General features: G+C 44.1%; 16 protein-coding genes and 1 pseudogene. 3 read left to right on the top strand and 14 right to left on the bottom strand.

Annotated features, from left to right (window positions below):
* Positions 1-64: 64 nt before the first annotated feature.
* From accC to AB2J24_RS11140, 6 genes are all read right to left on the bottom strand, one after another.
* Complete coding sequence (accC, locus tag AB2J24_RS11165) at positions 65-1,414, bottom strand: acetyl-CoA carboxylase biotin carboxylase subunit (protein WP_162653998.1); 1,350 nt, start codon at positions 1,412-1,414, stop codon at positions 65-67.
* A 12-nt stretch (positions 1,415-1,426) separates the two neighbouring features.
* Positions 1,427-1,903: an acetyl-CoA carboxylase biotin carboxyl carrier protein gene (accB, locus tag AB2J24_RS11160; protein ID WP_367385532.1), complete on the bottom strand. Its 477-nt coding sequence runs from the start codon at positions 1,901-1,903 to the stop codon at positions 1,427-1,429.
* 18 nt (positions 1,904-1,921) lie between these two features.
* Positions 1,922-2,362: a type II 3-dehydroquinate dehydratase gene (aroQ, locus tag AB2J24_RS11155; protein WP_367385531.1), complete on the bottom strand. Its 441-nt coding sequence runs from the start codon at positions 2,360-2,362 to the stop codon at positions 1,922-1,924.
* Between the two features lie 191 nt (positions 2,363-2,553).
* Positions 2,554-3,309: a DsbA family protein gene (locus tag AB2J24_RS11150; protein WP_367385530.1), complete on the bottom strand. Its 756-nt coding sequence runs from the start codon at positions 3,307-3,309 to the stop codon at positions 2,554-2,556.
* A gap of 34 nt (positions 3,310-3,343) precedes the next feature.
* Complete coding sequence (locus tag AB2J24_RS11145) at positions 3,344-4,714, bottom strand: M48 family metalloprotease (RefSeq protein WP_367385529.1); 1,371 nt, start codon at positions 4,712-4,714, stop codon at positions 3,344-3,346.
* A 210-nt stretch (positions 4,715-4,924) separates the two neighbouring features.
* Positions 4,925-7,864 carry an Rne/Rng family ribonuclease gene (locus tag AB2J24_RS11140; protein WP_367385528.1) on the bottom strand — a complete coding sequence of 980 codons (2,940 nt, stop codon included), beginning with the start codon at positions 7,862-7,864 and terminating at the stop codon, positions 4,925-4,927.
* Between the two features lie 731 nt (positions 7,865-8,595).
* On the opposite strand from AB2J24_RS11140, the gene AB2J24_RS11135 reads away from it, so the two are divergent.
* Positions 8,596-9,837: an N-acetylmuramoyl-L-alanine amidase gene (locus AB2J24_RS11135; protein WP_367385527.1), complete on the top strand. Its 1,242-nt coding sequence runs from the start codon at positions 8,596-8,598 to the stop codon at positions 9,835-9,837.
* Between the two features lie 22 nt (positions 9,838-9,859).
* Here the strand turns inward: AB2J24_RS11135 and guaD are convergent, their stop codons facing one another.
* The 8 genes and pseudogenes from guaD to AB2J24_RS11095 all read right to left on the bottom strand — a co-directional run bounded on the left by guaD (position 9,860) and on the right by AB2J24_RS11095 (position 18,135).
* A complete protein-coding gene (gene guaD, locus AB2J24_RS11130; protein WP_367385526.1) occupies positions 9,860-11,233 on the bottom strand; it encodes a guanine deaminase in 1,374 nt (457 codons plus the stop codon).
* A gap of 118 nt (positions 11,234-11,351) precedes the next feature.
* Entirely contained in the window at positions 11,352-12,299 is a 948-nt protein-coding gene (locus AB2J24_RS11125; RefSeq protein WP_367385525.1) for a DUF5666 domain-containing protein, read from the bottom strand.
* Positions 12,283-13,131, bottom strand: coding sequence for a DUF6502 family protein (locus AB2J24_RS11120; RefSeq protein WP_367385524.1), 849 nt, complete (start codon positions 13,129-13,131; stop codon positions 12,283-12,285). Before AB2J24_RS11120 ends, AB2J24_RS11125 begins: the two co-directional genes overlap by 17 nt.
* 120 nt (positions 13,132-13,251) lie before the next feature.
* A complete protein-coding gene (gene betA / locus AB2J24_RS11115) occupies positions 13,252-14,913 on the bottom strand; it encodes a choline dehydrogenase (RefSeq protein WP_367385523.1) in 1,662 nt (553 codons plus the stop codon).
* A 10-nt stretch (positions 14,914-14,923) separates the two neighbouring features.
* Positions 14,924-16,378: a betaine-aldehyde dehydrogenase gene (gene betB, locus AB2J24_RS11110; protein ID WP_367385522.1), complete on the bottom strand. Its 1,455-nt coding sequence runs from the start codon at positions 16,376-16,378 to the stop codon at positions 14,924-14,926.
* A 14-nt stretch (positions 16,379-16,392) separates the two neighbouring features.
* Positions 16,393-16,494 (bottom strand): annotated as a pseudogene (locus tag AB2J24_RS11105) (hypothetical protein); the annotation flags it as partial.
* Positions 16,495-16,522: 28 nt separating this feature from the next.
* Positions 16,523-17,407, bottom strand: a complete 885-nt coding sequence (locus AB2J24_RS11100) for a methylenetetrahydrofolate reductase (RefSeq protein ID WP_367385521.1) — start codon at positions 17,405-17,407, stop codon at positions 16,523-16,525.
* 29 nt (positions 17,408-17,436) lie between these two features.
* A complete protein-coding gene (locus tag AB2J24_RS11095) occupies positions 17,437-18,135 on the bottom strand; it encodes a corrinoid protein (protein WP_367385520.1) in 699 nt (232 codons plus the stop codon).
* 236 nt (positions 18,136-18,371) lie between these two features.
* Here AB2J24_RS11095 and AB2J24_RS11090 point away from each other — a divergent pair, with 236 nt between their 5' ends.
* Both AB2J24_RS11090 and AB2J24_RS11085 read left to right on the top strand, forming a co-directional pair.
* Positions 18,372-19,946, top strand: coding sequence for a trimethylamine methyltransferase family protein (locus tag AB2J24_RS11090; RefSeq protein WP_162653985.1), 1,575 nt, complete (start codon positions 18,372-18,374; stop codon positions 19,944-19,946).
* A 93-nt stretch (positions 19,947-20,039) separates the two neighbouring features.
* The gene (locus tag AB2J24_RS11085) at positions 20,040-21,293 is read left to right on the top strand and encodes a sarcosine oxidase subunit beta family protein (RefSeq protein ID WP_367385519.1); all 1,254 of its coding nucleotides are present in this window, start codon (positions 20,040-20,042) and stop codon (positions 21,291-21,293) included.

The raw sequence follows: 21,293 nt of genomic DNA, 5'->3' as shown, positions 1-21,293 counted from the left end.
CAAAATCCAGTGTTTGAATGGATGCCATATTTAGTGAGTTGGCGACATATCGCCGCCAAGCTCATTAATTTGCGTTCTTGTTTTCAAGATATTTTTCTAGCCAATGGATGTCATAGTCACCGTTTACAATGTCTTGATTATCCAAAAGATCTAAAAATAATGGGAGTGTCGTGTTAATACCGTCAACCACAAACTCATCGATTGCGCGACGAAGGCGCATCATACATTCATTTCTAGTGCGTCCATGAACGATCAGTTTACCTATTAGGCTATCGTAATATGGCGGGATTCTATATCCCTGATAGACGCCAGAATCCACACGTACACCTAAACCACCGGGCGGATGATAGTGTGTAATGGTTCCAGGAGATGGAACAAATGTATTTGGATCTTCCGCATTAATTCGACATTCTATTGCATGTCCAATGAATGTAACATCTTCTTGAGAAACGGAAATTGATCCGCCAGATGCGATACGAATTTGCTCATTGACTAAGTCGATGCCTGTAATAGCCTCGGTAATTGTATGTTCCACCTGTAAACGGGTATTCATTTCAATGAAATAAAACTCGCCATTCTCGTAGAGGAATTCAATTGTGCCAGCGCCGCGATATTTAAGTTTGCGCATAGCGTCGGCGCAAATTTCACCAATTTTTATTCTTTGATCTAGGTTAAGGGCAGGAGAGTTTGCTTCTTCCCAGACTTTTTGGTGTCTGCGCTGTAGAGAGCAGTCGCGTTCGCCGAGGTGAATAGCATTGCCTTTACCATCGCCCAAAACCTGAATTTCGATATGGCGCGGTTTTGCCAAGTATTTTTCAATATAGACAGCTTCATTGCCAAAATTTGCGCCAGCTTCTCTTCTAGCGGTATCCAATGCAATGGATAATTCATCTGCGTTATTTGCGACCTTCATGCCGCGCCCACCGCCGCCTGCTGTCGCCTTGATGATGACTGGGAACCCAATATCATCCGCTATTTTGCGTGCTTCTGCCTCAGTCGAAACTTCGCCTGGCGAGCCAGGTACAATAGGTATACCGAGTTCTTCTGCTGTCTTCTTAGCGGTGATCTTGTCACCCATAATGCCAATATGTTCGGAAGTTGGTCCAATGAAAACAATATCGTGAGCTTCTAAGATTTCAGCAAATTTAGCATTTTCTGAAAGAAAACCATAGCCGGGGTGAACTGCTTCAGCTCCGGTGATTTCGCAAGCAGCCACGATCTGATGGATATTTAAGTAGCTATCGCGTGATGCCGGTGGCCCAATGCAGACACTTTCATCTGCTAATCGTACATGCATTGCATCCTGATCGGCTGTAGAGTGGACAGCGACAGTTTGTATGCCGAGCTCTTTACAAGCACGTAAAATTCGTAGTGCGATCTCGCCGCGGTTGGCTATTAAAACCTTTGAAAACATGATTTTACCGGCCTATTCGATAATGACTAATGTATCGCCGAATTCTACGGGCTGACCATCTTCTAAAAGAATTTCTACAATCTTGCCCGAGCGCGGTGACGGAATTTGGTTCATCGTTTTCATCGCCTCAATAATTAGCAATGTTTGACCTTCTTTCACAGTTTGGCCAACCTTAACGAAGGTATCTGATTCTGGAGATGGTGATAGATATGCTGTTCCGACCATCGGTGAAGGAACGCTATGACCATTTGTTGCAGGAGTTGCAGCCACAGGTGCTGATACAATATCAGACATTGGTGCTGGAGTACTTGCGGGGGCAGGAGCCGGTATTGCAGCTGTTGCATATTGTGCTGGAGCTGATGTTGCTCTTGATACACGGATTCTTACATCATCCTGTTCAACTTCAATTTCGGTCAGATCAGTATCATTTAGTATTGCTGCCAGATCTCGAACAATCGATTGGTCGATACCCTTCTTTTTAGTGGTCATTTAAATGTGCCTTTTATTTTACGAATTATTTGTTTCGGCGAATGCTTGAAGCGCCAATTTATAACTATTTGGCCCGAAACCGCAAATTACACCTTGGCATACAGAGGAAATCATTGATTTATGACGGAATTTTTCTCGTGCATGTACGTTAGACAGGTGAACTTCGATCACAGGAATGGAAATTGATCGTATTGCATCGTGAAGAGCAACAGATGTGTGGGTATACGCGCCGGCATTTAAGACAACACCGATAGCTGTATCATTAGCACCCTGTAGAAAATCAATAATATTGCCTTCATGGTTTGATTGATGAAAATCAATCTCGAAACCTAATTCAGCACCTGCTTTTGTACACAACTCATGAATAGAAGTAAGTGAAAGATCACCGTATATTCCCGGTTCTCTTTTACCAAGCATATTTAGATTAGGTCCGTTAATTACGGAGACCCTATTTGACATTTTTTTGTCCCATCAAAACCAAGTAAATTTCTATAGCCCTGTTAGGCCTGTAATTAAAGCATTTTTCGCTAACATAATGCTAATATAAGGTGATTTTCATGCAAAATATTAAATCCAGTTCGTGAGATAGGCAAATTTTGTGTCAATTTGAAAATCTAAAGCTCCGCAGCTAATAATAGACAAAATTGACGCTAACAGGTTGCTTTACCACATGACCTCATATTTTGAATTTTCTTGAGAATATCTGAAACTCCAACCGCGCCGAATATGGGTTCTTCACCCACTATATAAGAGGGAGTTCCGTTGATTTCTAATGCTTGAGCAATCTCGTATGTTTTGTTAATTCCTTCAAGGAGTGTCTGGTCTTGCAGTTCTTTTTCCAAAGCAACAAGGTCAATTCCTAGGCTATCGGCAATGGACATGCCTTTATCTTTGTTTGCTCTACCGGAGGAACCTAACATTTCCGTGTGGAATCGAGCAGATTTTTCTGGTGCAATACGATTAACAGCGATGCTTACACTTGTTGCTTCTACGGATTCTGGCCCGAGAATTGGAAACTCTTTCAGGACGAATTTGACGTTGGGGTCTTTTTCTACGATCTCAATCATATCAGACATCGCACGCTTGCAATAACCACAATTATAATCAAAAAATTCAACAATTGTAACGTCGCCGTCTGGGTTTCCAAAAACTATGTCATCTGAATTATTGGCAATGTCATCTGCCATATCTGTTATAATACTCTTTAAACGCTGTTGTTGAGCTATCAGTTGGCGTTGTTCGAGTACTGTTTGCGCCTCGACCAAAACCTCAGGATTTTCTATCAAATATTGCTTGATAATTTCCCCCAATTCTTTCTTCTCGGCGTCATCAAATGCAAGCGACGCTCCCACAGGAGAAGACGCAATAAATGCTCCAGCTAGAAGAACTTTAATATATCTTGTCATATTTGAATTATCCTTTGAATTCGCTTGCAAGAACTTAATTGCCAACTGTTAAAATATCTTTTGCACGTTGCCAGCTGGGTTTGCCCTTAACTAGTTTTTGTAAAGCGCGGCCCGCAAATATTTTTGCATCTCTTCTATTGCCAGCACGAAAGTGTCCCTCAGCCATTGAAAGTTCAGCATTGCCAATGTCACCAGTTAAAGCATAGGCACTAGAAAGCGAGCGGTATGCATTGAAATTATTTGGGTTTGATTGTAACCCTGTTTTAATCGCCGCGATAGCCTTCTTTGCGTTCGATTTTTTACCTGTGGCAACATAGGCAAATCCTAATCGTGCTTTTATGAGGCCGGACTTCTTTTTGTCTAGCTTCACTGCCTTTGTGAATGATTTAACTGCTTGATCAGCCTTGCGGGTTTTAAGTTCTAATTCACCTTTTAGTTCATACAGGTATGGATTAGATGGCTGCTTTTTTATGACCTTATTCAGCAGTTGAAGCGCTTGACTTGACCTACCTGCTAAATCTGTTGCAATAACCTGACCATAGACTGCTGCAAGCGAGTTTGGTGACTTACTAAATGCGCGTCGTACACTGTTAATCCCTCCTGAAAAAGCCGCAATTTTTGCTCTCGCCATATCATGTCTCAGCTGGCGTGATTTTGGGTCTTTTTTGTCAAAATACGGGCTTTGGGTTGCACTTTTTTGGAGAAGGCTGATTCGTTCTTTTGGCAGCGGATGGCTTAAGCGATAAGGATCAACTCGCACTCCGGCGAGCGCCAAGTTTTGTGAAAACCGTTCAAATGTTTTAAGCATGCCTTGTGCGGATTGCTTCGTACTCTTGAGGTATTTTAAGGCCGCAGTATCCGCATTAATTTCTTCGCTTCGTTTATATTTGAGAATATTTCGGGTCGCGAGTTGTGGCGCAGCAGCAATGATGGCAGATCCCGCAGCCGCTCCCCCATTTGAGCCAGAGGTTGAACCGGCAACAACGGCACCAGCGCCCAATAAAGCTCCAACGATAGCAAGTGTTTTGGAACCGTCCAATTGCGCTCGCAAACGCTCTTGATGGTTGCCTGCCAGATGACCTGCCTCATGCGCAATAACACCAATAATCTCGTTAGGTGTTTCGGACTGCATGATAGCACCAATATTTACGAAGATTCTGCGACCAGATACAAATGCATTAAAACTTCTTTCATTTACCAATATTACTTCTATGCCGCGACTTTGGAGTCTGGCTGCTTTGAGAATGGGCGATGTATAGTCAGCCAATAGTCCCTCAATTTCAGCATCTCGAACAATAGATACACTTCTGCCAGATTGCCCCAACGCTAGCTGGCTGGATAGCAAATAAAATAGGATTGCAAACAGCGACGTGACTGAGCGGAATTTAAGAATCTGTGAAATCAAACTTGCCTCCAAATTAACACCTGTTTTGAACTATAACCGACGGTTGGATGCGTACAAGGGCAACCCATATTAATCGCGAAAATGTGAATTTGTTCTAGGGCGTTAAAGCGATGGAATTATGACGTGGTACCAAACGTCCATTCTGCAACTATTACCTATCGGGACGAACAAAAAGGCTCAGTATAAAACTGAGCCCTTCGATAAGTATCTCTATTTAAAAGCTTTACGCCACCAACCCGTTTTTTTCGGCTCTTTTTTGCTGTCCGCGTCGCTAGAAGATGTAACGACTGGTTTAGAGGCAATCTGATCGATATTGGTGCGCGATTCTCTGCTTGGCTTAGAATGTTCTGCCATTGTTTCAACAACAACTTCCGCAGCCGCGATCTCTGTTTTAGGCGTAACTTCCGCTTTTACAGGTTCCGCATCATTTTGTGCAGCATCAGCGTTTTCGACCTCGGCTTTTGACTTGCGTCTGCGACGAGGTTTCTTCGGCTTTTCTTCGGCCTTGTCCGCTTCGTCGGCAACGGCAACAGGTTCAGGAGGTGAAGATGTGCTCGTTTCTATTTGCTCTGCGACTGGTTCAGGCTGTGGCGTTTGCTGATCATCAGTTTCAGAATTTTCATGGGTTTCCTGATCTTTATCTTTATTTTTGCGTCCACCGCGCCTTCCTCGACGACGGCGTTTTTTCGGACGATCTTCGGAATCATCATCATTTGTATTTACATCTGATGCAGAGTTTTCACCATTTGTATCATCTTCTGAGGAGTTCTCACTATCTTGAGTCTCTGAATTAGCTTTCTCAGAATTGTTATTGTTACGACCACCACGACGCCGGCGACGACGCTTACGGGGAGCTTCTTCATCGATCTGTGTTTCGTTCTCGTCGTTTTCAGTTTCAGACTGAACCTCATTCATCTCTGAATCGGCAGTCCCGTAGCTGGATGCAAGTTGTTCAGTACTTGCATTTGCTTTTTTTGTGCTTTGCGGACCTCTTTCGACATTGAACTCTTGACCTGAAATTGCCGGATCAACATTGATCAAAATGGTTACGCCAAAACGTAACTCGAGTTCGATCAATGTGTCTTTCTTCTGATTGAGAATGTAAAGCGCATTTGCAGCACTGGTGCGTACATTCACATCGTTACGAGGCGATTTAAGTAATTGCTCTTCTATGGCACGCAAAACATGTAATGCAAGTGAGCTATCAGAGCGCATATGTCCTGTGCCTTCGCAATGTGGACAAGTTTGCGTTGTGCTCTCGAGTACGCTTGCCCTAATTCGCTGACGCGACATTTCCAGAAGACCAAAATGAGATATGCGGCCGACCTGAATACGTGCACGATCACTCTTAAGGCATTCCTTTACGCGCTTTTCAACGGCTCTGTTGTTCCGCTTTTCTTCCATGTCGATAAAATCGATCACAACAAGACCCGCAAGGTCACGTAATCTTAGCTGACGTGCGACCTCCTCAGCGGCTTCAAGATTGGTTTGAAGTGCCGTATCCTCAATCGAGCTTTCACGTGTTGAACGCCCAGAGTTTACATCAACTGCAACCAATGCTTCAGTCTGATTAATAATGAGATAGCCACCAGATTTTAATGTCACTTGAGGAGACATCATCTGGTCAAGCTGTGCTTCGATGCCGTAATTTACAAAGATCGGGCGGGCTCCCTTATAGGGCTGAACGACTTTCGCATGGCTCGGCATAAGCATTTTCATGAAATCTTTGGCTTCACGATAACCATCTTCGCCAGAAACTATAACTTCGCCAATATCTTTAGTATAAAGATCGCGAACCGAACGTTTAATCAGGCTACCTTCTTCATATACGAGACTTGGTGCTATGGAATTGAGCGTAAGTTCCCGAACATTTTCCCATAGTCGCATAAGATATTCGAAATCGCGACGGACCTCTGTTTTCGTACGACTGGCGCCCGCTGTGCGCAAAATAACGCCCATGCCTTGTGGCACTTCCAGGTCGCGTGCGACTTCTTTAAGACGCTTACGGTCCTGCACATTGGTAATTTTACGAGAAATTCCACCGCCACGAGCAGTGTTTGGCATCAGAACGGAATATCTACCTGCCAGTGACATGTATGTTGTTAGCGCTGCCCCTTTATTACCCCGTTCTTCTTTTACAATTTGAACGAGGAGGATCTGGCGGCGTTTTATAACTTCTTGAATACGATATTGTTTTCGTGATTTTCTTGGTGTTGCAGGAATTTCTTCAAGGGCATCATCTTCATTAGTCCCTACATTCTCTACACTTTCATTCTCTGAATTATCGTCACCATTGTCTTCATCGGTTGAAGTTGCAATGCTGTTTTCGTTATTACCTTCAGAGTTTTCAGCCTTAGCAACTGTATCATCTTCAGGCATTTCTTCAGATTTAGTTTCTGCAGCTTCAGAATTGTCTTCACCTTCTGTAGCCGATTCAACCTCACTGGAAACTGGTTCAGAGACTTCGTCTTCTGTTTCTACAATGGCCGCGATTGTGTCGGGTTTATCATCGGATTTTTTTGAAGTGTCTTCTTGCTCCACCTCAGATGATTCTGAGGTTCCAGTGTCTGCATTCGATGTTTCGGCAGGAGTCGGTTCAGCGCCTGCCTCGATTGCCTGCTGCGCGTTAATATCCGGATCAACAGTATCGGTATCTGCTTGATCAGTTTTTGGCTCAGATTGGCTTTCGCCTTCTGCGATAGTCGAATCTGCTGTAATCTCTGCTTTCTTCGCTGAAGTTTTCCGCCTGCGCGTTCTGCGTTTCTTTGGCTTCGCTTCTTGTTCCGCCTCTGGCTCTGCATCATCACTCGATTTTTCAGTCGCAGTTTCAGCTTCGGCTTCATCTTGATCCATAGATCTAGCTTCTGCAGCTTCTTCCTCAAGAAGAGCTTGGCGATCTGCAAGTGGGATCTGATAATAATCAGGATGAATTTCTGAAAATGCAAGGAAACCGTGACGATTGCCGCCATAGTCTACAAATGCAGCCTGTAAAGAGGGTTCCACCCTTGTTACTTTTGCTAGATAGATATTTCCGCGCAGCTGCTTTTTATGCTGCGATTCAAAATCAAATTCCTCTATACGATTTCCGCGAACGACTACGACGCGTGTCTCTTCTGCATGAGACGCGTCTATTAGCATTTTTTCTGCCATTTAAATTTTGCTCCTCGACAGAACAAAACCCGCAGCCTCCCTTTAGGATCGGAATAGATCTGAGCCTATAAGTCTGGTTACGTTTTTGTGTGTCGAATATTGGGCGCAGAGGTGCTGATTTGATCTGTGTAGAACAGGCAAAAAAAGTAGGCGACGAGCAGAATGCCCTATCTCTAATACTCTTCTTTTTCACGACCGCATTCAACATTTCAGATCCCGCACTTTGCGTATCTCTAATTTTATAGTTCGGAAGCCTCATATATCGAGCTTAACCAAACCGATGATTTTGCCAATTTTGCAATTGGCAGTGACCTTGGTCACAATTTACAAACGGTGACTATTCACCGATCCTTAAAACAATTCTTATTCGCCATTTCTTGGCGAAGAATTGAAATTCAATTTTTGAATGCGCCGCATTCATCAAAGCTGGTAAGTCTTAGACGTCAGGTGAACATATTCAGGAACTATCGATTGATCTTTGGGAAAGATTTTCGATCATCTGAAAGATTCTACCTCGTCGGAATTCCAACTTACCGATTGTTTTATGTCTTTAAAAGGATTCTTGCAAGTGGAAACAATAGTTGTTTGATTGCGGTCGATTATAGACCAGCCATTATATTATCGTGATTTTTGCATAATAAGGCTTTATTTATTGAATATATTTGATTCTTCCGGCACTGATTTGGCAGTTAGAACACGCTGTTTGTAATTTTGAAGGGTAAATATTAGCGTTGAACACTCATATAAAATCGCGACATATGATTTTGCAACGTGCATTTTCTCGAACTTTGGTGTTTTTGTTTTTTGCAGGCTGTTATCTTGCTGGGGCTCAACAAACCTTTGCTCAAGATAGCAAGGAATTGGTAGCAGATGTCGCACGGCTTATCGGCGACGACAATCGGGCACGACTGTTAATCGAGTTTAATAACGAGCCAAAAGTTAGTATTCGTTATCTTGATACGCCATACAGAATTGTGATTGATCTCAAAAAGACCAAATTTAATTTCTTACCAGAGGATTTGGAACCAAGGGGAATATTAGCAGATCTGCGCTATGGTTCTATGTCTGATGTCAGTTCTCGCATGGTGCTTACATTGAAGCAATCTGCAGTTCTGGAATCAGAAGAATTGCAGGAATTGGAGGATGGCAGGTATCGGCTCGTATTGGATATAAGTTCAGCGCCGGAAAGTGTTTTCGAATCCATTCTGACCGATCAAAAATGGGACTCAAGACCCAAAAGCGGTAAGTCGAGCCGTGTTCTTCTTTCCGGAAAGCAGGACACAAATACCTTTGTTATCGTATTGGATGCCGGCCATGGTGGTATTGACGGCGGAGCTGAGGGCCGAAATGGTACGAGTGAGAAAAAAGTAACGCTAGCGTTTGTCCTTGCTCTGAGAGATGCACTTGCTGACCTGGGTGACGCTAAGGTCGTTTTAACGCGGGACAGCGACAAATTTATTTCGCTTGCTTCACGCGTTCAAATCGCACGGCGAGAACATGCCGATCTTTTTATCTCTGTCCATGCAGATTCCATTCGTCAAAGAAATTTGAGAGGAGCCTCAGTTTATACTTTATCTCAAAAAGCAACCGATGCTGTGACTGAAAGTCTAGCCGAATCTGAAAATCTGACTGATGTTATCGCGGGATTACAAATTGAGGATGCATCTGATGAAGTAACTGGAATATTGATTGATCTTGCCAGACGTGAGACTAAGCAGTTTTCGGAAAGCGTTGCAGATCAAATTGTTGGATCATTTAAGGGGCAAGTGCAGCTAATTAACAATCCGCACAGACGTGCCGGTTTTAGGGTTTTGCAAGCACCTGACGTTCCGTCTATTCTCATCGAGCTGGGTTTTCTGTCAAACCTGACAGATGAAAAATTGCTGTCTAATCCCGAATGGCGCTCAAAAGCCGCCAAATTACTGGCTCAATCAATTACTGATTACAAATCGGTCGTCATGCAAAGCCGGTAGTAGATAACAATAATCTACGAGACTAACTCTTGCCGGTGAACACATTCCGCCCGCTCACCCAAGTCGATAATATATTGGCTCTAGTTGCGGAATAAATGATTTTTTGAAGTTGATCGTCCAATGTATCCAATTCATCATCAATGAAAATTGGTGACGCGGGGGCGTCTGGAGCAACAAGAATAGCGTCGAATTGATAGCCAGCTTCAAATCGTCCAACCGGTAAATCTAAAGCATCAGCTCCGCCAGCCGTTGCCAGATGAAACGCTTCGCGGAAGTTTATCCGCGAGTTTTCAATACCTCTTTCATCGGCAGGTAAGCTGGCATCTGTTCCTTCTTCTAATGTACGAGACATATGAATTGAAAAACGACAGGTTTCAAAAATAGACGCACTTGGACCACCAGAAATATCGGTGCCCAATCCCACTCTTAATGACTTCTCCAACGCTCGTTTTAGGGGAAATATAGCTGTAGAAAAATAGATGTTTGATAGCGGGCAATGCGCAATGCCTGCACCCTTATCGGCAATAACATCCATATCTTGATCAGAAATAAAATTGCTATGTGCAAGAATGGTGTGTCTACCTATTAGGCCGAAGTCGGCAAGGGCATTTGTATCAGTTTTACCTGTTCGATCGAGTACATAATTGTGTTCCCAATCACTTTCGGAACAATGTGTCTGAACGTGGCAATGGTGTGTTTGTGCCAGTTTGCCAAGGCCAGATAGTGCTTCATCAGTACAACTTGGAATAAAACGAGGCGTGATGACTGGTTTTACAAGATCAGCCGTATTGTTTTTCATCGAATGAACGTAATTGATGAAAGATTCGGTCTCTTCCAATGCCGTTTCGGTTGATTTGTCTCTATAATAATCAGGACATTGATCAGGATTATCCATGACAACTTTTCCGATAAGCGCTCGTTGTCCTTTTTCGAGACAAATATCTGCAAGTAGTTGAGTTGCTTTTTTATGAATGGTTGCAAAATAAAGCGCAGTTGTTGTGCCGTTTGCGAGAAGAGAACCGACCAAATCTGCATACATACGCTCAGCAAATTTTTCATCACTATATCGGGCCTCGAGAGGGAATGTGTGCTCCATGAGCCAAACTTCCAGCGGAACATCCAGAGCTTTTCCTAATTGAGGCCATTGAGGCGCATGGATGTGAAGATCGACAAAGCCTGGCAGTAGAAACTGATTACTCGGCAGTTGAACCAGACTATTGTCTTGTTTTGCTTCAGATTTTTTCTTCTCATAACTGGGGTCGTTCGGGCGAACTATTTCTTCTATTTGCCCCTCACCATTAATAATCATGAGTGCATCTAAGCAAATATCAACTTCCCCGCGCACGGGAGCATGCATGATCGAAGCTATCATGGTTTTATTATGTATATCAGTCATCAATGTCCCAATTTGAAGTGTCTTCTTTTGCTAGGTCAGTTCGTATAGTCACGTTAGGATTTAATTTGCACGTGAATCATCAAACATACTACACGCAAATTTGAGGCGAATATAGAAATTAAAAACAAAGGTCTTTCCCGTTTTTGCGAAAGCTGGACAATATAGTATCTCTATCTTCTAAAGTTTCCGGAAGTTCTACAATGCGTTTAATTTGATCATCTGCATCATAGATAATGCAATGTAATCCCCGTCCATTAGGCATTTTTGTATTTAATTGTGAAACATATGCTGCCGAACCGGAACCGTAGACGGTGTAGAATCCGGTTTCATCCGGTTGAGATAGATAACCCTCGACAAGTTTTCTTTTAAGCCTGTGTCTAAATAATCCGCGCGTAATCGTTTGCGCTGATAGTCCTCTATTATGAGGAACCCCCACAACCGTTATAACATCGCCCATCTTTGCATGCTGTGCTGTGAAATTATCAACTAAAACGCCACCGATATGTGTCTCTTTTTCGGCGTTTGCACCAAAATAGGAGGCTGTAACTTGCGCAGATGTTTGCGGCTGGATTTTCCGTATATAGCTTGCGATCAATTTATCCTTATTCCAAATACCGTCGATAGCAAGCCATTGGCCATTATCAGAGATATCTGACATCTCAAAGCCTTGAAAAATGGTATTTGCAGTAACGGTAATTTCCGAACCCATAATGGAGACCGTTTTATCTGGATGAAAGAACGCCGGACCGAGCAGTGGCGAAACCTGTCGAATGCTATTTGCCATCCATTTATCGGTCTGTTTAACCGCTTCAACCATCACAGTTTCACCAGGTTTTAATGAAGAGGCCAATCGAGGTCCCAATGTTGATGATACTGGAAAATCAGGTGGAAATTCAATTGTTTGGCCATTGACATGAATGCTGCCAAGAGAGTTGATAATACCAACGATCCCCGTTCCGACAATACCACCTTCGCGCTCTTCTGGTTCTTCCGCCACACCAGGTATGATAGTCAACATCCATATCAGGACTGCAATTATTGCAGAGAAACTATTTACTCGCGTCATGCCTATTTTCCTCTGACTTGATTGTTTTCTTATCGTTGCAAAAGATATAGGCGCCGACTGAAAATCTTTGATTGTTGTGTTTATCGTTAGCATCCTGCTCTTGAAGAGTTAGGGCCTCTTTATTCAGTGTTTCAAGAATGTCCTGCATCAAATTTTGAGCTTTAAATTCAAGTTTTTCTACTGATTTTTCTGATAATTTGTTTACATGTAATGCGCGTTCAAAAAACGCCTTCTCTGACTGATCTTTGAGCAGGTTCCCGCTAGCGACATCTAAATGCGCAGCTAGATTTTTCTCAAATGCATCCAACATGAGACTGTCATCTGTTGTTGCAAGAAATGCCCCTTTTACAAGTACGAACTGGTCGGTGGCTTTTTTGTATTCGATAATTTTTTCCTCAATCAAGGCGTCAAGTAGAGTCGAAACGGGGATGTCTACTTTTGATATTCGGACGAGATCGTTAAAGCCCGGGGTTTCTTTATTTCCTTGTCGTCGAAGGGCAGATGGACTGCCGATTTCATTTTGAAATTTTTCATGTGTTAGCCATATACCGATCACGAGGCTGGCCGGATTTATGAGGGAGCGTTTACCTCGTTCCGATGGATTTTCTCTTAAGCGCCTGACATCTTTTCTGTGAAGGCCAGTTAAAAGGCTCACTCGGCTATCTGTTATCTTGTCGTTTTCAGATGTTGCCGCATCATAAAGGGCGCGCTTAAGGGCATCAATTGCCGCATTTAGCGTCATATTATATGCAATCATGATTTTGGCGATTGGTTTCAGCAGGCGGGCGAGAACCTTTTGAAACAGCGCCTGCCGGCTAACCTGATCATTCATAATTGGAATTCCGCATTAATGCACAGCACCACCATTCATCGTATGTATTTTATAGCAAGCACAACTCAATTTATGGGAGATTTTCCCATCAAGCAAGTATCATGCTAAACACTATTTATTTTAGCGTTGTTTATCTTGCCAATTTTCGTGAATCCATGGTTCTGCGTTGGAGCTTGGCAGTGGTTGCTTGCCTAGTATGTGATCAGAGGCTTTTTCGCCCACCAGAATTGAAGGCCCATTTAAGTTGCCGTTGGTAATGCGTGGGAATATTGAGCTGTCGACCACTCTTAATCCATCTACACCAATCACGCGGCATTCAGGGTCAATGACCGCCATTGGATCATCTTTACTGCCCATTTTGGCTGTGCCACATGGATGATAGGCACTTTCGGCATGTTCACGAATGAAATCGTCAAGTTCATTGTCGGTTTGCAATTCTTTTCCGGGCTGTATTTCTTTGCCCGCAAAAGGTTTGAATGCGTCTTGCGCGAATATTTCACGTGTTAAACGAATGCAGGTCCTGAATTTTTGCCAATCATCTTCCGTGCTCATATAGTTGAAGAATATGCGCGGTGCTTCATTCGGATCATTTGAACGCAGTGTGATTTCTCCGCGAGAAGGGGAACGCATTGGGCCTACATGAGCTTGAAATCCATGCCCTTCCGCTGCAGCTTTCCCATCATACCGAACAGCAATTGGCAGAAAGTGATATTGAACATCAGGATATTCGACGCCTGCTTGAGATCGAATAAATGCTGCTGATTCAAATTGATTAGATGCGCCGGGGCCGGTTTTCGTGAACAACCACCGCGCACCGACATAAGCTTTGCCGAGCAAATTCCAGTATTTATAGAGCGTAATAGGTTGTAAACTGGCCATTTGAATATAGAGTTCAAGGTGGTCTTGTAGGTTCTGACCAACACCTTTGCGATCAGCAACTACGTCAATACCATGCTCACTTAGATGAGCCGCTGATCCAATACCAGAAAGCATGAGAATTTTTGGTGTATTGATAGCCGACGATGATATAATTACCTCGCGACGTGCGCGAATGGTTTCAATCCTGCCTTTATGTTCAAATTCGACACCAACAGCGCGGCGATCTTCAATGAGAACGCGACGTGCGAACCCTCGAATGATGTCGCAATTTTTTCGCTTTAGTGCAGGCTTCAGATAAGCATTTGCTGCGGACCACCTTTGGCCATTATGCACGGTTTGCTCCATTGGTCCGAAGCCTTCCTGCTTCTCGCCATTATAGTCTCCCGTGATCTGATATCCTGCTTGTTCTCCGGATTTAACGAATGCATCGTGTAAAGGATTGTCGCGCTTACCTCTACTTACATGCAACGGACCATTATTGCCGCGCCAATTCGCATCGCCGCCATGCCCACCACTTGACCAGTTTTCCATCCGTTTAAAGTAAGGTAAAACGTCTTTATAAGACCAGCCATCTGCGCCACTTTCTTGCCAGTAATCGTAGTCACGCGCATGGCCTCTTACATAAACCATGCCGTTGATAGATGATGATCCGCCAATAACCTTGCCGCGCGGTGTCGCCAAGCGACGATTACCCAGATGCGGCTCGGGTTCACTTTGAAAACCCCAATCATACTGCGACATACTCATAGGGTAGGACAGGGCACCTGGCATTTGGATAAGTGGCCCGATGTCCGTTCCGCCAAATTCAAGTACGAGAACGGTGTTTTTGCCATCTTCCGATAAGCGATAGGCAAGCGCACAACCGGCAGAACCTGCGCCAATAATTACAAAATCAGCTTCCATAGCCAAGCTCCTAGTAGGGCGAATCAACTGGCCCCATGGCAACATAAACGGATTTTAACTCACTATAATGTTCTATTGCAGCTTTTGAATTTTCGCGACCAACGCCGGACGATTTTGAGCCACCAAATGGCGCTTCGACGGGTGCCAAGTTGTAGGTATTTATCCAACATGTACCTGCCTCAAGTGCTTTAACGACACGATGGGCCCGCGTCAGGTCTTTTGTAAATACACCGGCGGACAGGCCAAACTCAGTATTATTTGCCCTAGCAATAACCTCATCCTCATTATCAAAATCCAGGACTGACATTACCGGTCCGAAAATTTCTTCGCGCGCGATGGTCATATCGTCCTTAACATCTGCAAAAACCGTTGGCTCTATGTAGTATCCATCTAGGTCGTTGATGCGTTCGCCGCCATAGACTAACCGTGCACCTTCGTCCTTACCCACTTCAACATAGCCAAGAACTTTCTCAAGTTGGCTTTTATTAACCAATGGGCCCATTTGGGTATCCATATCCATTGGGTCTCCGATTTTTATAGCCGCTGCCCGTTCGGCAAAGCGTTTGATGAAAGCCTCTTTGATGCCACTTTGTACAAATACACGTGTTCCGTTGGAACACACTTGACCCGTTGAATACATATTGGCCAACATGGCACCACCAACGGCATCTTCAAGATTAGCATCGTCGAAAATGATCAGAGGTGATTTACCGCCAAGTTCCATCGTTACATGCTTCATATGGCTTGCTGCGGCTGCATAAACTTTTTTACCCGTTGGAACGGAGCCCGTCAGCGAAACTTTGTTAACGCGCTCATCAGTAACGAGCGCTCCGCCAACATCGCCGTAACCTTGCACAACATTGAACAAACCAGCTGGCAATCCAGCCTCTATGAATATCTCAGCGATTTTGAGCGCACAAAGCGGGGTAACTTCAGATGGTTTGAAAATCATCGCATTACCACAGGCAAGGGCAGGGGCAGCTTTCCAGCAGGCGATCTGTGTTGGATAGTTCCACGCACCTATTCCGACACACAGGCCTAATGGCTCGCGAATTGTATAGACAAAATCATCCCCGAGCGGAATATGCTCACCGGTAACGGACGGTATTAAACCTCCAAAATATTCAAGCGCTTCTGCCGCCGATGTTGCATCTGCACAGATGGTTTCTTGCAAAGGCTTACCAGTATCCAGCGTCTCAAGTTCTGAGAGCGATTGGTTGCGTTCCATAATGATTTCTGCAGCGCGACGCAGAATGCGGCCCCGTTCGGTGTTGGATGTTTTACTCCAAGCTATCTGAGCTGCTTTGCCCGCTGCTATCGCCTGCTCAATAATTGCGGGCGTGGCTGAGTAAACACGAGCAATCAGCTCTTCTGTGGCAGGGTAAATGACGTCGATAACCTTGCCCGCGATATCTTCAACATATTCGCCGTTTATAAAGTGGCTTGCTGTCGGTTGTGCTCTCATGATTTCATTTGCCTTTATTCCCCTCTGGGGAAACATTGGTTTTCTTTCAGATCATATAGACCCATATGGTTTCGCATATAGCGTTCGCTGGCCTTTTGCAAAGGTTGATAATTCCATGATTTTTATATGCTCAGGATTTATAGCTTAACAAGCAGCAACCATATGTTTATCACATTGGACTGATTCCGCATCCCAAGTGCCGCGCTCTTTGAGCCAAGCAGAAGATTTTTTTATTCCACCAAAAGGAAACACATGAATTTGCTCAATAGAGGATAGGCTGTTCTGATCGCTTAGCCAATGTTGCTCTATCGGAGCGACGATATCTTCGGGATTAAAACCGGATGCCAATGTCATAATTGCACTGGAGCGTTTTTTTAAAAACTCCATCGAATTTCCAATTCCGCACATCGCCGCAAACTTAATCAAAGTGGTAATTTTTGCTGGACCGGCAACCCCCATATGTACAGGTAAATCTATACCCATTGCTTTGATGTGTTTGGCCCAGTTTATGAAGCGCACTGCATCGAAGCCAAATTGGGTTACTATGCGAAAATTAGCATCGGAGCGGTTCGCTAAATTTTGTTTGAGTTGCAATATTTCTAAGGCGGTGTCATCGTTAAAATCCGGTGATCCCTCTGGATGACCCGCAACGCCAATATTCCTAATTCCATATTTATCAAACAAGCCAGTTTCTAGCAGTGCCAATGAAGACACAAAATCTCCGTTGGGAACAGGTAAGCCACCTCCAATTATCAAAACATCTTTTATATCAGCTTCTTCAGTCAATCTTTTAATACGCAACTCTAAGACAGCCTTGGTTGTGATTCGTCGCGCAGCAAAATGCGGAACCGGCTGGTATCCAGCTTCGGTAAGCCTCTTCGAGGCATCAACCATTGAATCTGCTGTTTCAACACCCAAATCGGGAATATATACATGGGTAAATGCAGGCATCAATTCTTCAAGATTTTCACAATCGAAAATTTGTTTTGGTGATAGCTCTATCGATGCAGGTATTTTAGATAATGACATGAACTCTCCCATTTGGTTACGAGAATAGATTACGCGTTCATTGAATTATGTTTACGTGCCATGAAATCTTTAGCGATTTCCACTGCAATGGCTGCATCCCTGCAGTATGCATCAGCACCAACGGCTTTTCCAAATTCTTCGTTAAGTGGCGCGCCGCCAACAAGAATTATATAATCATCACGGATGCCTTTTTCCACCAGTGTATCCACAACAACTTTCATATAGGGCATGGTTGTGGTTAAAAGCGCGGACATACCAAGAATTTGCGCATCTTCTTTTTCCAGTGCTTCGATATAGTCCTCAACAGGATTATTGATGCCAAGATCAACAATCTCAAAGCCTGCACCTTCCATCATCATGCCGACAAGATTTTTGCCAATATCATGAATGTCACCTTTAACGGTGCCAACCACCATCTTGCCGAGTTTCGGTGCGCCAGTTTCAATAAGAAGTGGTCTTAAAATGCCCATTCCTGCTTTCATTGCATTTGCGGCTAGCAATACTTCTGGCACAAATAAAATGCCATCACGAAAATCTTCACCGACAATTGCCATGCCTGCAACGAGGGATTTGGTCAAAACATCATAAGGTCCCCAGCCGCGATCAAGAAGCAATTGCGTTCCTTCGAGTATCTCTTCTTTTAACCCATCATAAAGGTCGTCATGCATCTGGAGAACCAGCTCATCATCTGGCAATTCAGAGAGTATGATTTCTTCTTCTTCAGACATCGTAGCGCCTTTATTTCACAAGAAAACATGCAGCATTTGAAGGTCAAATATGCTGTTATTTATTTGTCATATTCATTAGCCGTAACACAGTTTTTTATGAGTGCAAGCGAATTTTAAAACCATTGAAAATTACTATTAGTCCATTGAAAAATCCTATTATTTCAAGTGTTATTTTTTATTTGATTTTTGATGCAAGAAGAATAACGTGGGAGACAATAACGTGTGAGGAGACAAGCATGAGGGACGATAAAGAGGCACTTGGTGTTGAGCACCATAGCAGATCAAGAAGGGTAGCGCGTGGTGGAGCCTCGGCTCGACGTGCTGCAAGAAGCAACGAAGGTTCTGGAACGCAAAATTCATATATAAAGCGAATCCTCCCGCCATTTGAGGTGCTTGATGAATCGGGCCTTCAGATTATCGAAAAAAATGCTGATAAAATCTTGGCAGAAATTGGGATAGAATTTCGTGGCGATGAAGAAATTTTGCAATTGTGGCGAGATGCAGGAGCCCGCGTAGATGGAGAGCGTGTCTATATCCCAAATGGATTATGTCAGGAGCTTTTAAAAACTGCACCAGCGTCATTTATCCAGCATGCAAGAAATCCGAAACGCTCTGTTGAGATTGGCGGTAATTCAACTGTTTTTGCTCCCGTGTACGGGCCGCCCTTTGTCCGGGATTTAGAAGGCGAGCGACGGTACGCAACCATTGACGATTTTCATAATTTCGTAAAACTTGCCTATATGGCACCAGCAATTCATCATTCAGGTGGAACCGTTTGTGAACCCGTCGATATACCCGTGAATAAGCGACATCTCGACATGATCTACGCGCACATGCGTTATTCGGATAAACCATTTATGGGTTCAGTGACTGCGCCTGAGCGTGCACAAGACACGATAGAGATGTGTAAAATCCTGTTTGGTGAGGAATTTGTTGATAATAATTGCGTTGTTATCAACTTGATCAATGCAAATTCGCCGATGGTTTTTGATGGCGTTATGTTAGGTGCGCTTAAAACATATGCCGCAGCTAACCAAGCATGCATCATCTCACCCTTTATTTTAGCTGGTGCGATGAGCCCCGTTACAGTGGCCGGCACATTAGCGCAGGTTTTAGCGGAAGTTTTGGCTGGTGCAGCTGTTACCCAGTTAGTTCGCCCTGGCTCCCCGGTGGTGTTTGGAACGTTTGCTGCCTCGATCTCGATGCAATCAGGCGCACCGACTTTCGGCACACCTGAACCATCATTAATATCATATGGTGCCGCTCAACTTGCTCGACGGTTGAAACTTCCATTTAGAACGGGTGGAAGTTTGTGCGGTTCAAAGTTGCCCGATGCACAAGCAGCACACGAAACTTCGAATACATTAAATATGACTCTTATGGCTGGTACAAATTTTGTGCTTCATGCTGCAGGTTGGTTAGAAGGCGGGCTTGTTTCCTCATACGAAAAATTTATGATTGACGTAGATCAACTAGGTATGCTTCAGCGCTTTGCAGAAGGGATTAGCCTGACGGAAAGCGAGCAGGCAATGGATGCAATTTTTGAGGTAGGGCCTGGCAGTCATTATCTTGGTTGTGATCACACGCAAGCTAATTTCAAAACAGCGTTCTTTCGCTCATCCGTTGCTGATAATAATTCTTATGAGCAATGGCAACTGGAAGGTGAGCAACCTATTGAGGCAAGAGCAAATAAGCTTTGTCGATCGTGGCTTGAAAACTATGAAGCGCCACCGATTGATCCTGAAATTGACAGGTTATTATTAGAGTTTGTTACAAGCAAGAAGGATTCTATGCCAGATGCTTTTACGTGATTTTCACAACCTCAATTTCTTTCCATGCCTATACTTCCGTTGTATTGAAAGGAATGCAGCGAATTCCTTTATGATCATAAGGGATACGTTGTTGTGACACATTTTTCTGCTTTCTCGCTCCTTAAAAATGCGCTTACTGGCAACAAGAACTGGGAAAAACAGTGGCCTGATGCGCAACCCAAATCAGAGTACGATGTAATAATCGTTGGTGCTGGAGGGCATGGTTTGGGCGCTGCATATTATCTTGCTAAAGAACATGGCATAACCAACGTTGCAGTTATCGATAAAGGCTGGCTTGGGGGAGGCAATACCGGTCGAAATACCACCATCATACGCTCAAATTATTTGTATGACGAAAGCGCCGGTATTTATGATCACGCACTTGATCTCTGGGACGGTCTTGCACAGGAGTTGAACTACAACATCATGTATTCAAAACGCGGTGTTTTGATGCTTGCTCATAATGTTCATGATGTACAAAGTTTCCAACGTCACATTCATGCTAACAGACTAAATGGTGTCGACAATCAATGGCTTACGCCGGAAGAATCAAAGGCATTCTGTCCTCCGCTCAGTATTGCAAGAAATGCGCGCTATCCGGTGTTAGGTGGTGCATTGCAAAGGCGGGCGGGAACAGCTCGACACGATGCAGTTGCCTGGGGTTATGCGCGAGCCGCGGCGGCAATGGGTGTGGATATTATTCAAAATTGCGCGGTTAAATCTATCACGCGTGATAATGGAGGTGCCGTTGAAGGTGTTGAGACAGCTAAGGGCTTTATTAAAGCTAGGAAAATTGCTGTTTCTGCATCTGGTCACACATCAACAATTTTGCAAACTGCCGGTGTGAAAATGCCGTTGGAGAGTTTTCCACTGCAAGCACTTGTTAGTGAGCCAATTAAACCTGTATTTCCATGTGTTGTCATGTCTAATGCGGTGCATGCTTATATTAGTCAGTCAGATAAGGGCGAATTGGTTATTGGATCTGGTACTGATCAATATACCAGCTATTCTCAGAGGGGTGGCTTATCGCTTATCGAGCATAATGTTGCTGCAATTACTGAAATGTTTCCAATTTTCATGCGAATGCGCATGCTGCGCAAATGGGGTGGCATTGTCGATGTAACGCCGGATCGGTCTGCAATCCTTGGTAAAACACCTGTGAGAGGCCTTTACGTGAATTGTGGATGGGGTACTGGTGGCTTTAAGGCCACTCCAGGTGCTGCTCACACATTGGCATGGACGACTGCCAAGGATGAACCGCATCCAATCAATGCTCCGTTTACGCTGGAACGCTTCACCACAGGTCGTCTAATTGATGAAGCAGCCGCTGCTGCTGTCGCACATTAG

This window comes from Lentilitoribacter sp. EG35 (assembly GCF_040784015.1).
Classification (GTDB): Bacteria; Pseudomonadota; Alphaproteobacteria; order Rhizobiales; family Rhizobiaceae; genus Lentilitoribacter.
The sequence above is the reverse complement of the archived record's forward strand: the minus strand, read 5'-3'. Positions and strand labels throughout refer to the sequence as shown.

Coding starts and splice junctions, on each gene's coding strand:
- accC (WP_162653998.1), bottom strand. CDS start 1,414: ATGTTTTCAAAGGTTTTAATAGCCAACCGCGGCGAGATCGCACTACGA.
- accB (WP_367385532.1), bottom strand. CDS start 1,903: ATGACCACTAAAAAGAAGGGTATCGACCAATCGATTGTTCGAGATCTG.
- aroQ (WP_367385531.1), bottom strand. CDS start 2,362: ATGTCAAATAGGGTCTCCGTAATTAACGGACCTAATCTAAATATGCTT.
- AB2J24_RS11150 (WP_367385530.1), bottom strand. CDS start 3,309: ATGACAAGATATATTAAAGTTCTTCTAGCTGGAGCATTTATTGCGTCT.
- AB2J24_RS11140 (WP_367385528.1), bottom strand. CDS start 7,864: ATGGCAGAAAAAATGCTAATAGACGCGTCTCATGCAGAAGAGACACGC.
- guaD (WP_367385526.1), bottom strand. CDS start 11,233: ATGACTGATATACATAATAAAACCATGATAGCTTCGATCATGCATGCT.
- AB2J24_RS11125 (WP_367385525.1), bottom strand. CDS start 12,299: ATGACGCGAGTAAATAGTTTCTCTGCAATAATTGCAGTCCTGATATGG.
- AB2J24_RS11120 (WP_367385524.1), bottom strand. CDS start 13,131: ATGAATGATCAGGTTAGCCGGCAGGCGCTGTTTCAAAAGGTTCTCGCC.
- betA (WP_367385523.1), bottom strand. CDS start 14,913: ATGGAAGCTGATTTTGTAATTATTGGCGCAGGTTCTGCCGGTTGTGCG.
- betB (WP_367385522.1), bottom strand. CDS start 16,378: ATGAGAGCACAACCGACAGCAAGCCACTTTATAAACGGCGAATATGTT.
- AB2J24_RS11100 (WP_367385521.1), bottom strand. CDS start 17,407: ATGTCATTATCTAAAATACCTGCATCGATAGAGCTATCACCAAAACAA.
- AB2J24_RS11095 (WP_367385520.1), bottom strand. CDS start 18,135: ATGTCTGAAGAAGAAGAAATCATACTCTCTGAATTGCCAGATGATGAG.
- AB2J24_RS11090 (WP_162653985.1), top strand. CDS start 18,372: ATGAGGGACGATAAAGAGGCACTTGGTGTTGAGCACCATAGCAGATCA.